We start from the raw sequence: 7,901 nt of genomic DNA on the forward strand, positions 1-7,901 counted from the left end.
TATTCACTAACTACTTCCGCATCCACTGCCGCAACTGCTTCCACAGCTACTTCCACTATCACTGCTGCAGCTGCTGTCATGTCCGCCATTGTCGTCACGATGATTGCCACACCCCGTTCCGCAAGCGGTTGTGTTTCCAGAATTATAGTTCGATGCAGGATTTAACTTTGCCATATACATATCATATTCATCAAAATGATGATAGGAATAATAAAGCATCGCACCAGCTAAGATCGGTGCACTATCTATGGAATTCGGTGACAATTTTAATCCCTTGTATGGATCTTCATCATTCGATATACGGTTTAAATCTCCTTTGATTTTTGTAAGTAAAGCGTGAACGGTCTCTTTATCAGCATTGGGTCTAAAATATCGGTTTCCGAGTTCTTCTGTTGATAGTGTTTGAAGCTCATGTAAAAGACCTTGATGTAACGGATTTTGAAAAAAGGTCCCCCAAGCAATGGGTGTAAAATCGGTAAAGGTGAAAAGATTAGAATACAAAAGATCAAACCAAGCTCTTCCATGTGGATCGGGCTCTACAACATCATTTGGAGCATGATGAATGTGCTCACCGCATAGATCAGCAGAAAATTTTTCATACTCCTTCGTATACATCAACATCTCGTGCCAGATGTCATCCACCTTTTTACTGAACATCGGAACATTATTTAAGAGTGAACACATGATAAAGAAGCGTTGAAGCTCATAAAATACAACCTGAAAGTAGGCTTCTGTCGTCTTCGGGTGTTCTGAAAGATATCTGCGTTTTATTTTTTCTTTAAACTCACGAGGAAGAGCTTTCTCCATGTTTCTTACACTTTTTTGTAAATGTAAATCTTCACGAATCCCCAAGTTCGGTAGCAGTTCAGTTTTTTCTGCAACCTTTTGATAGTTCGGTTTAGTCGTGTATTTAATAACGAGGGGAGCAATTACGGCAATAGCAAAAAATAATAAAAATAGTTCAAACATCGATGGCGCCTCCTTTTACGTCTCCTACCAAATAGCTATATTCTAGTTCTCTACATTAATGATAATATAAGATATATTTATTGTAAAAAAGTGGGTGTTTTTTTGACGGTTTTATTGTTAGCTGGAATTGTTTTTACGTTAATTCTCGTAATGAAACAAAGGGATTTCGCTTCTGTCGGTATAGTAAGAAACATTACCCATAAAATAAAGGGACATTCTTTAAGTACAAATTATTGGCAAGCGGGTATAACTCTATTTGCTGCGAACGCTGCATTATTTGCACTAGCCTTTGTTATTCTCTTCTTTTTGCCTTATGGTACTATGGCCGGATTGTTGATATGCATACCGCTCAGTCTTTTTACGTGGGTACTATTTTCAGAAATGTGGCAGGGATCGCGGAAGGATAAAGTGAAGATGACGTTCATTGGGAGCGCGTTTTTTCTCTTTTTCTTAGGGTGGATCGTTTCGTATTATGCAACTCTTGAACCCGCTTATCCAGGAGACGATCTCTTTATGGCTTGGATTGGTGTCATCATTGCGTCTATATTTACAATAGGGGCGATGAGCGTGAGTATGTTTGTGATATTGCGAAAGTAATTATTTAGCTTAAAAAGGAGACTGCTTAGAGGGCAGTCTCTTTTCATTTGCTCAATTACGAATGAGGTTTCTATCATTCTCAATCTCAAACTCTTTAATATTGATCATGTTCGCAGATACGTAATGCTCGTTACCAACATGAATCAACTGTGGCGGATAGAGCGGTTTCTCTGGCAGAATGATCGGTTCTCTGTATGCGTTCCGGCGCTCAGGATCTGCGATCGGAATGGATGATAAAAGAGATTTCGTATAAGGGTGGATCGGATTTCGGTACAATTCATCTTTAGGGGCCAATTCAATCAGGTGGCCAAGGTACATGACGGCTACACGGTCACTCATATAATGAACAACGCCAAGATCATGAGAGATGAACAAACAGGTTAGATCTAGTTCAGTTTGAAGATCTTTTAATAGATTCAACACTTGCGCTTGAACAGATACATCGAGTGCGGAGACAGGTTCATCTGCAATAATGAACTTGGGATCTAGCATCAATGCACGAGCAATTCCGATCCTCTGACGTTGCCCACCGGAGAATTCGTGGATCTTTTTTAGATAAGAAGTCTTTGGCAACCCGACCTTTTCTAATAGATTGTACGCTTTCTTCGTACGCTCTTCTTTACTTAACATCTTCTGAATAACAAGCGGTTCTTCTAAAATTTCTCCGACCGTTAGACGAGGGCTGAGCGATTCATAAGGATTTTGAAAGATCATTTGAAATTCTTTACGGTATGGTCGCAACTTTTTTTCAGGCATATGTGTGATGTCCAGGCCATCAAACGTAATGTTTCCGTGCTCTGGTTCATACAATCGCATGATCGTTCGGCCAAGGGTTGTCTTGCCAGATCCAGACTCCCCAACAATACCTAATGTTTCGCCTTTAAAAATATCGAGAGTGATTCCATCGATTGCTTTATGGATTCCTGTTTTCGTCATAAAATACTTAGAAAGGTTTTGGATGTTAATCAATTGTTTATCCAACGATATTCACCTCGCTCTCATCAAAAAGACGAACATAATGACCTGGTTCCACTTCTATAAGAGAGGACGGAGCATGATAGACTTTGCTTTCCATGGAATACGTCTCTGGTGCGAATTTTCTTCCCCTGTAGCCTGCTTCTTCAAACGTGTAATCGTAGACGCTCTTTAAACGCTCGCGGTCGCTCTCCAAACTTGGAATGCAGCCGATCAAGCCTTTTGTATAAGGATGGATCGGATTATTAAATATAGTAAACACATCTCCTGATTCTACGATTCGTCCTCCGATCATCACATACACCCAGTCAGCATATTCTGCCACAACACCAAAATCATGTGTGATCATTAAAACAGAAGCGTCTTCACGTATTTTATAATCAGCGATCAAATCCAATACCTGCCTTTGAATCGTTACGTCTAAAGCGGTAGTTGGTTCATCCGCGATAATCAGTTTAGGTTTACAGGAGATGGCCATTGCGATTAAAATTCGTTGCTTCATACCTCCTGACAGTTGAGAAGGATATTGATCAAAAATGTGTGCTGGATTATGAAAACCTACTTGTTCGAGAAGTGAGAGCGCAACAGATCTAAGCTCTGATTTTGGCATCTGTTTATGATATTTCAAGCCTTCTGTAATCTGAATTCCCACTTTCATGCCGGGATTCAGTGAAGCGATCGCATCCTGAAAGATCATGGAGATTTCGTTGCCTCTTATTTTTTGCATTTCTTTTTCGGTCATCTGCAAAATTTCTTTATCGTCAAAACGAATAGAACCTGATTCTGCTCGCCCGTTAGCTGGTAAAAGTTTCAGCACAGAAAGGGATGTGACACTCTTCCCGGAACCTGATTCGCCGATAAGTGCGGCAGTCTGTCCTTTACTGACAGAGAGACTTATATCGGTAACCGCTTTAAACACGTTTTTTCCACTACCGAACGATATGTTCAGATTGTGTATTTCTAAAAGCCTGTTAGACATGCTTCACACCTCACTTATGATTTGTTGGATTCGAGGCTGTTCTGTATACCTTGTATCATGAGATTGATCGAGAAAATCGTAAAAGCAAAGAATGATAGTGGCACTAAGATAATCCAAGGAGCCGTTAAGAGCTTTTGGTATGACTGGCCGATGATTCCAGCCCATTCTCCGCTTAATGATATGGTGGCTGGCGTTAAATTAAAGATATCGCCTAACATGATCGTTTTTGATCCACCGATAAAAACGGCAAGAACGCCTAAGTGCGCTAACAGAATTAATGTTTGAATGGCTTGCTGAGCAAATAGAAGCAACAGTTTAGAGCTCAGTTCAGGTAGGACATGCTTGTAATAGACATACGGCTTTTTTGATCCTAATGAAAAAGTACTGACGATATAGTCTTTTGCCAGAATCGAACGGATCTCTTCAGAAAACGTTGAAACTAAAGGTGGCACTCCAATACCAACGAGTATCAAGCATTGCACGACAATAAGAGTCATCATGCCCATCGGTTCAGTGGCATCTTTTACGAAGAGGGGAACCATAAACATATAAGCTAAGATCGCAGTTGGAATATAGAGCGTAGCTTGTACGATATCGTCAAAGAATGTACTCTTCGATTTTCTATGAAACAAGGAAAAGAAAAGGGCGAAGAAAATTCTAAGAAATGCGATAACTAAGGTAATGAGGATCGTAAATTTTGCACCTTCTAAAACAAGATACAATAAGTGCTTTCCGTTCATATCCGTACCAAAAGGAGGCATATCTTTTGGTGAGAAAGGTGCTACACCAACGATGACTTCATTCTCGTCATAGAGAAACTTAGATTCCTTCTGAACATCCATGACATACGGATAAAAAAAGCTTAATAAAATTAAACTCACGATAAACAGAAAACCTATTAAGAATTGCGGCTGTTTAAGTATTCGAACGATCATGCTGCATCCTCCTTTTGGACGTTTATGCCTCCACGGTAAGATTCCATAATCTCGAAAAGAAAAGAGAAAGGAATTGCGATAAACAAGACCGTTATGATAAACGAAACACCTTGCGTATTCAGCATGATGGTCATGATTCCGTTCAAGTTAAAGACATATTCCAAAATAAATAAGTTTGATAGCATAAAAACAAAGATGGTCTTGGAATATTGAAAGAGACTTGTCATGATATTTCGAAACACATGATTGAGCGTGATATAGAGGTTTCCGAGTCCCATCGCGCGTGCTACAGTTATGTACGGTTTGTTTTGCTCTTCTTTCATTAGTAGAAAGGTAATCTTAAAGAGTTGAATCGTTGGCAGGACAGATAGTGTTAGAATTGGAAAAAAGTAGATGCGGTTGTCGTAGGCACCAGAAACGTTCGCGATTAATAATCCAGTCTTCTTAAAGATATATACTGCTGAGACTTGTAGCGCGATAACAATAAAAAGATCGGGTAAAGATTCTAATAGTGTTAAGAAGCCATAGACAGCACGCTTTAATGGTCTTGGCAGCAGTGTTGCTAAAAACGTAAGCAACAACGCTACTAAAAGACCTAGGAGCAATGATGTAAAGAAAATAGTCATCGAGTAAAAAAACTTATCAAAAATATCAGGGAAAAGGCTATATTTTCGATTCTCGATGGTGTACTCCCAAAGCTTCATGCTCTGCAGTGGTGCGATGCCAAAAAAGATAGAAGGAAGAAAACTGATGATCAAAACGCCGATAAAGATCGACCGAAGTCTCTTCAGATAACTCGTAAATGAAAAGTTCATATATACACCTCTTTTTGTAGCAAAAGTTGACAGAATAATCTGTATGTAATAATTGTAAACGAATCGACAGGTCTTTTGAATAACGTTTTGTATTAAATTTCCAAACGAACGAACCATTACTAAAAGTTTTGACGTACAAAGTATTTGAAATTATTCAAATAAATCTCAAACAAAAAAATACTGAATGGGTACCATCAGTATTTTTTCAGATAGGTTATTTGTCGTTTTTTAAAACATCATTTATCAACCAGTCGATCCCTTCTTGAATAAATGTTTCAGAAGGATTTGAGTGTGGTGTATGTTCGAGTATCCAAATAAGATCACGGTAACTTGATAAAACATGAAGAATCTCCTTAATGGAATAATGTTGTCCGTCATCTTCATGTGATGGGTGGATAGGAACCCATATGTATTTGTCATCCATATATTCAATGTTGTGTAGGTGGACAACTTTAATGTGATCTTTCCACTTCTCAATCATGTTTAGAGTTTTTTCTTCTGTAGCCAGTAGGTAATCACCAATATCAATGCACAGCTTCAGTCCGTATTTCTCCCATAATGCAATAGGAAAAGCATTTAGATACTCAATTCCCTTTGGTGATTGATTCAATCCAAGCTTTGGTTCGCAGACAATTGGCATGTTGTATGTTTTCTGCAGTTCAGATAATCGTTTCAGACCCTGCACAATTAAGGTATCCGGATTACGGGCGCTTCCTTGAAAATAAGGAAAATGAACAAGAATATACTGAGCGCCTAACTTAACGAGACGCTGAATTTCCTTTTCGAACAAGGTCCATGCTTGTTCAGGTGTATATTGAAGCTCCTCTAATAAATCATATTTACTACCGCTTCTATAGATGGGAGAGTGGATGCCAAAGGTTTTGTTACTTTTCTTTAGAAGTGCTAGAAACCTTTGAAAGGCTTCTTCATTTTGGAACTCTCCAATCTCAATATGTGTGATTTGATCATGAGCTCGAAACAAATCGTTGAATTTTGTTTCATCAGACATGATGGTACTGCCAGAAATACCGATAATATGTTTCATCTTAACCTCCTAGATAAAAGAAAAAAGACAGGAAATGAGATCCTGTCTTTTAAAATCCTCCACCACCGCTACCACCAGAGTGGTGATTATGTTGGGATGCGTTCCAGGCTGCTGCATTATTGATCTTGTTTTGATCACTAACATGTTCTTCTAGCTCGTACTTGTAGTTGTATCTTCTGTACTTTAGCCTTGTTCTCCAGTTTACAACTGCGGCTAGTAAGAACACAGCGGCAATAGGTCCTAAAATGTATAGCCAAAACATTGAAGCACCTCCTTAAAATAGTGATATTACTCGTTACCGTATGTTGTTATTCCTTATATATGCGAGTTAAGAAAGAGATGAAGCTTGTTCATCCCCAAAGTTGCTTTAAATGTATAATTCTACAAAAAATGAAAGAAATCCTTTATGGGGTCTGTCCCGGGGTCTGACCCCGGGACAGACCCCCTACAATTTAGACACAATTTTAACACATACTGGGAGATAACTGCTTTGCAATTTAAGACAGGTATCACTATAATATAAGAGGAATCGACAGAAGCAGTCCGGCAGTGGGCTGTTTTTTGCAGTTATACAACAAACAAATTTAGGTTAAAACTTTTAAAAGAAGTCAAACAATGAAGGTGAAAGATATGAAACGAGCTCGACTAATATATAATCCAAGTTCGGGAAGAGAAACGGTAAAAAAACAGCTTCCTTATATTCTAGATAGACTTGAAAATGCAGGTTATGAAACGTCTTGTCATGCAACAACGCCTGAAGACGGCTGCGCGACTCGCGCTGCACGTGAAGCGGGGGAAAGAGGCTTCGATCTTGTTATCGCAGCTGGTGGAGATGGAACAATCTATGAAGTTGTTAATGGGTTAGCAGGACTCGAAAATCGCCCCATGCTAGGAATTATTCCAGCTGGAACAACGAATGACTTTGCACGTGCAGTTGGCGTACCGCGTACGATTGAAGGAGCATGTGACGTTCTTTGCGGCGGTGTACATATGCCTGTTGATATCGGTAAAGTAAACGATAAGTTCTTCATCAACATCGCAGGTGGTGGTCGTATAACAGAGCTTACGTATGAAGTGCCGAGCAAGCTGAAGACGATGATCGGACAGCTGGCTTATTTCCTAAAAGGAATTGAAATGCTGCCATCAATCCGTCCTACATTTGTAGAGATTGAATTCGATGATAAAGAAAAATACGAAGGCGAGATCATGCTCTTTCTAGTGGCTAACACAAATTCTGTTGGAGGCTTTGAGAAGCTTGCTCCATCATCAGAATTTCATGACGGTCTTTTTGATGTAATCATCTTGAAGAAAACAAATCTTGCAGAGTTTGTCCGTATTGCATCCCTTGCGATCCGTGGGGAACACATCCATGATGATCATGTAATCTATAAAAAGGCAAAGCGTGTAAAAGTAACGCCTCGCGAAAAGATGCAGATCAACTTAGATGGGGAACTTGGCGGAATCCTGCCTGGTGAGTTCGAAAACTTACACCATCATTTTGAATTACTTGTACCAAAAGAGCGACTTAAACCATAAACCAATCATGTTAAAGAGCACTTCAAGCTATGAACTGTAACCCGAATAAT

9 protein-coding genes are annotated in these 7,901 nt (G+C 39.3%); 2 read left to right on the top strand and 7 right to left on the bottom strand.

The genetic code is table 11. The features are described 5' to 3' along the window. Positions 1-6: 6 nt before the first annotated feature. A complete protein-coding gene (locus P4V41_RS15975; protein ID WP_328086113.1) occupies positions 7-969 on the bottom strand; it encodes a hypothetical protein in 963 nt (320 codons plus the stop codon). Between the two features lie 102 nt (positions 970-1,071). Between P4V41_RS15975 and P4V41_RS15980 the strand changes: the two genes are divergently transcribed. Beyond that, a complete protein-coding gene (locus P4V41_RS15980) occupies positions 1,072-1,566 on the top strand; it encodes a hypothetical protein (RefSeq protein WP_328086115.1) in 495 nt (164 codons plus the stop codon). 51 nt (positions 1,567-1,617) lie between these two features. On the opposite strand, the gene P4V41_RS15985 is transcribed toward P4V41_RS15980, so the two are convergent. From P4V41_RS15985 to P4V41_RS16010, 6 genes are all read right to left on the bottom strand, one after another. Next, positions 1,618-2,547, bottom strand: a complete 930-nt coding sequence (locus P4V41_RS15985; RefSeq protein ID WP_328086116.1) for an ABC transporter ATP-binding protein — start codon at positions 2,545-2,547, stop codon at positions 1,618-1,620. Beyond that, on the bottom strand, positions 2,540-3,520 hold the full coding sequence (locus P4V41_RS15990; RefSeq protein ID WP_328086118.1) for an ABC transporter ATP-binding protein: 981 nt from the start codon (positions 3,518-3,520) through the stop codon (positions 2,540-2,542). Before P4V41_RS15990 ends, P4V41_RS15985 begins: the two co-directional genes overlap by 8 nt. A 14-nt stretch (positions 3,521-3,534) precedes the next feature. After that, on the bottom strand, positions 3,535-4,455 hold the full coding sequence (locus P4V41_RS15995; protein ID WP_328086119.1) for a hypothetical protein: 921 nt from the start codon (positions 4,453-4,455) through the stop codon (positions 3,535-3,537). Beyond that, positions 4,452-5,270 (bottom strand): ABC transporter permease subunit, encoded by an 819-nt coding sequence (locus P4V41_RS16000; RefSeq protein WP_328086120.1) that lies wholly within the window; start codon positions 5,268-5,270, stop codon positions 4,452-4,454. Before P4V41_RS16000 ends, P4V41_RS15995 begins: the two co-directional genes overlap by 4 nt. Positions 5,271-5,484: 214 nt before the next feature. Further along, complete coding sequence (locus P4V41_RS16005; RefSeq protein WP_328086121.1) at positions 5,485-6,315, bottom strand: TIM barrel protein; 831 nt, start codon at positions 6,313-6,315, stop codon at positions 5,485-5,487. A 49-nt stretch (positions 6,316-6,364) separates the two neighbouring features. Continuing rightward, positions 6,365-6,577 (bottom strand): hypothetical protein, encoded by a 213-nt coding sequence (locus tag P4V41_RS16010; protein ID WP_328086122.1) that lies wholly within the window; start codon positions 6,575-6,577, stop codon positions 6,365-6,367. Between the two features lie 368 nt (positions 6,578-6,945). Here P4V41_RS16010 and P4V41_RS16015 point away from each other — a divergent pair, with 368 nt between their 5' ends. After that, entirely contained in the window at positions 6,946-7,851 is a 906-nt protein-coding gene (locus P4V41_RS16015) for a diacylglycerol kinase (RefSeq protein WP_328086123.1), read from the top strand. Positions 7,852-7,901 lie beyond the last annotated feature (50 nt).

Source organism: Fictibacillus nanhaiensis, from assembly GCF_036213205.1.
GTDB classification, from domain to species: Bacteria; Bacillota; Bacilli; order Bacillales; family Fictibacillaceae; genus Fictibacillus; species Fictibacillus nanhaiensis_E.

What these genes read in the sequence shown, in the direction of transcription:
- P4V41_RS15995 (WP_328086119.1), bottom strand. Translation starts at nt 4,455, where the DNA reads ATGATCGTTCGAATACTTAAACAGCCGCAATTCTTAATAGGTTTTCTG.
- P4V41_RS15990 (WP_328086118.1), bottom strand. Translation starts at nt 3,520, where the DNA reads ATGTCTAACAGGCTTTTAGAAATACACAATCTGAACATATCGTTCGGT.
- P4V41_RS16010 (WP_328086122.1), bottom strand. Translation starts at nt 6,577, where the DNA reads ATGTTTTGGCTATACATTTTAGGACCTATTGCCGCTGTGTTCTTACTA.
- P4V41_RS16015 (WP_328086123.1), top strand. Translation starts at nt 6,946, where the DNA reads ATGAAACGAGCTCGACTAATATATAATCCAAGTTCGGGAAGAGAAACG.
- P4V41_RS16000 (WP_328086120.1), bottom strand. Translation starts at nt 5,270, where the DNA reads ATGAACTTTTCATTTACGAGTTATCTGAAGAGACTTCGGTCGATCTTT.
- P4V41_RS15975 (WP_328086113.1), bottom strand. Translation starts at nt 969, where the DNA reads ATGTTTGAACTATTTTTATTATTTTTTGCTATTGCCGTAATTGCTCCC.
- P4V41_RS16005 (WP_328086121.1), bottom strand. Translation starts at nt 6,315, where the DNA reads ATGAAACATATTATCGGTATTTCTGGCAGTACCATCATGTCTGATGAA.